General features: G+C 49.6%; 2 protein-coding genes. Both read left to right on the forward strand.

Annotation, left to right across the window (positions count from 1 at the left end; genetic code table 11):
* Nucleotides 1–1344 (forward strand): PDC sensor domain-containing protein (locus IQ260_RS28940; RefSeq protein ID WP_193996528.1); only part of this gene is annotated, 1344 nt, incomplete at its 5' end.
* Between the two features lie 28 nt (nt 1345–1372).
* Nucleotides 1373–3199, forward strand: coding sequence for a cache domain-containing protein (locus IQ260_RS28945; RefSeq protein WP_193996529.1), 1827 nt, complete (start codon nt 1373–1375; stop codon nt 3197–3199).
* Nucleotides 3200–3480: the final 281 nt, after the last annotated feature.

Below are 3480 nucleotides of genomic sequence, written 5' to 3' on the forward strand. Positions count from 1 at the left end.
CCCTATTACTGGGTTGAGTCTGCTGCAGCCGGTACTACCGATGCGCCATTGCCGGTACGCTACGAAGATTTAGCTGATGACGAAGGTGAATTTTACCCTGAAAGCGAAAGCTATCAAGAGGTTTTCTCCTCACGTAATAATATTTGGAGTGAACCCTATCAAAAGGGGCCAAATCAGCTACTGACCTATTATTTTCGGCTGTTTTCTGGCGATGGTCGCTGGCTAGGAACCACCTTGGTGGACATTGATACGAAATATTTAAGTGAGCTGATCAATAAGCCTGTCTTTCGCGGCATGGGTCATTTTGTATTAATGACCCAGTCAGGCAATATTATTGCCGACCCCAATAAGACTGAAAACAATCTACAAACCTATAAAGAGATTAATGACTTAAGAGATCTTTGGAACGATCTTGATCTCAAAGGTAGCGGTTTTGTGGAAGGAGAAACTGGCTATTGGGCCTATGAAGCCGTGCCCGGTCAAGATTGGCTAGTATTTGGGTTTGTTCCCTATACCGCAGTGTTTAGTCGCATTGCCTTGATTACGGTGGCGGCAACAGCTGTGATGGTAGTCCTGCTATCAACGGCGATTATCTTGGCCATTCGTAATCTCAATCGTCGGCTGATGCCGGTGCTCAATGAATGTAAGCAGTTAGGCCATACCGAGCCTGGGCTATTGGCCCAATGGGATCAGCAGGATGAGCTAGATCAGCTATCCCTGGCCTTTTTTAATATGGTGGAACGACTCAACTTAAATGCAGAGACCATCCGTCGTCATGAGCAAAAAATTGAGAAAGAGTCCCTCCATTCTGACCAAGTCTCTGAACAGTTTACAGACTTTGCCGAGGCGCTTAACCAGGAGGGTAGTGAGCAACAGACACTTATTCGCGAAATACAGCGACTCGTGGATGGGATAGTCAATGATACCCAATCGGTGGATATCCAGTTAGATGCCTTGAATACATTAGGTCGTGCCCTCAATGGAGAGCTCAGTCGGACATTGTCAAGTGAGCATGCAGCGGAGACCCTACTCTTACTAGAACAACAGCTCCATACGCTCATGGCTGCATTAAAGACAGATACCAGTTTGCAATCTGTCGAACAGCTCCAGGCGTTGATTGCTCAGATGATAACGACAATCATGACGCTTAAAGCGTATGAACGTCAGCGGCCTTCGGCTGATAGCCTGTGGCAGCAGACCCGCAGTCTAACCCAGGCTGGACAAACAGCAGCTGTCGATGCGCGGTCCATTGGCGCGTCAGTGCAGACCATAACGCCCATGCTGAGCAGAATTGAGAAGATTGCAGAGATTCTTGTCCGTCGGGCAAAGTCAGTAATTGACTAGGTGAATGGGGCAGGGGACCTGAGTGGACATGGGTAGAAAACAGATGGGATGGCTGCAGCTAAATTCATTTGGAGGACGGCTGTTTTGGTTGATTACCCTCAGTACCCTGGCAGGGTTAGGGGGAATGGGCTTTTTCTTTAGTGTCATGCTCAGGGACCAGGTGGAAGATCAGGTGCGCAGTAGCTTGGATGGGAAGGTGAATGCGATCTCATCGGTGACAGAAACCGCTGAAACCCTCGCCTATGGACTGGGGGTAAGTGCCACCACCCTCCATGAACGGCAGGCCCAATACCCTGACACCTATCGAGAAATCATCCTGCAGCTGTTTGAGCGGCGTCCAGACTTTGTCATCGGCTTAGGTCTGGGCCAAAGTGAAAAGGGCATTATCGAGGATCAGTCCTGGCTGTTTCCCTACTATTCGGTAATCACCTCCCAGGAAGATACGTCCTTTAACCGAGACACCATCGTCTACGAAGACTTTGCCGATGGTGAGGGCGAGTTTTATCCCGAGAGCCAGCGCTATCAAGAGTATTTTTTACCCCAGAATAGTGTGTGGACCGAGCCTTTCCAGGGGCCAGCCGGAGAGATGCTCACCTACTACCTGCCCATGTTTGGTCATGAAGGGGACTGGTTAGGCACCATCCTAGTGGATATTGACGTTCAGCATTTTGAGGCACTGCTGGATGATGATGTCTTTCGACAAGCCGGGCATTTTATCCTTGCCACCCAGTCAGGGGCCATTGTTGCTAACTCAGTCAAGCCAGCCTCCCCACTGGGAACCTATAAAGACATCGCCGAGCTAGACTCGCTTTGGCAACAGGTGGACTTTGGTGGGACAGGGTTTTTAAGGGGTAAAACCGGCTATTGGGCCTATGCTACTGTCCCCGGTCAAGACTGGATTCTGTTTGGCTTTGTGCCCTACGCCGCTGTCTATGAGCGCATTTTTCTAATTACAGCTGTGACTACAGCTGCAGTCATGGGGATCCTGACGGTGGTGCTGTTCCTGGCCGTGGGTAAACTCAACCGTCGGTTAAAGCCGATTCTGCTCCAATGCAACCAGCTGCCCCAAACCGATCACAAGCTACTGGCCGCATGGCATCAGCAAGATGAGCTAGATCAGCTATCCCTGGCATTTTTTACCCTTCTCGAACAGCTCAATAACCAGGAGGATGCCATTCGGCAGTACAAACAATCCCTAGCCCAGGAAAGTTGTCGTACCGACCAAGTGCTAGAGCAGTTTTTAGAATTTACCACCCGGATCGATGACGAGGCCAATCAGCAGCAGAGACTGCTCTACCGGGTGAAAAAGCTGCTGGGTACCAGGGATTACCAATCGGTGGATATTCAGGTTGATGCTTTATTTACCATGGGCCGGGCCTTGGATACAGCCCTCAAACGCATCCCCTCAGAACTGGACTCAACGGAGCTGTTTACTGACCTAGAAAAACGGATAAAAGCTCTGGCCGTGGGTATCGAGAAGGCCCAGGATTTGCCTAACCAGGTGTACTTGCAAGCCTTACTGGCTCACCTGGTCCTGGATGTGACCAGTCTGAAAACCTATGACCGCCGCCAGCCGTCCTTTAAAGATTTACAGTACCAGACTAGCAATATTGCCCAAGCAGGGAAAGCAGCCTTGGATAACGCTCGGGAAACAGCGGCGATGGTACAAACCATCAACGATGCCCTGGTAAAAATAGAGGCTATTTCTACGGCTCTAAATGGGCAGGTAAAGTTTGTCTCAGATATGATTTGGCTCGACCTAGAGCAGCGGAAACGACTGATCGCCCAGACAGAGATCGCCCAGGCAGAGATTGCCGCTGTGGATGATGTTGGCAGTGGGGCTCCCACTGACTAGCATGATAGCTAGAACCTTTATTTTTCAAGACTGTTAGACACCCTGTATAAGGAAAATTCAAAATTTACGTGATCATACGGTAAAGTTATGCCTGAAGCGCATAAATACTCCGCCCCATCAGGTAGGACGGTTTTTTATAACGCCTATAATCGAGGGGCTGCCGCCATGGGCACTGCGTTATTTCTAACTAATATTTTTGCTCTACGTATATGTGTTCCTTAAAGTTGTCCACTGCGAAGCAGTCGATGCCACCTCAGACAGATATCCCCCAGACGTTTCTA

It is taken from the genome of Leptolyngbya cf. ectocarpi LEGE 11479 (genome assembly GCF_015207065.1).
Lineage (GTDB): Bacteria > Cyanobacteriota > Cyanobacteriia > Phormidesmidales > Phormidesmidaceae > Leptothoe > Leptothoe ectocarpi.

Excerpts from the sequence above, each read along its gene's own strand:
- IQ260_RS28945 (WP_193996529.1), top strand. The coding sequence starts at position 1,373 with ATGGGTAGAAAACAGATGGGATGGCTGCAGCTAAATTCATTTGGAGGA.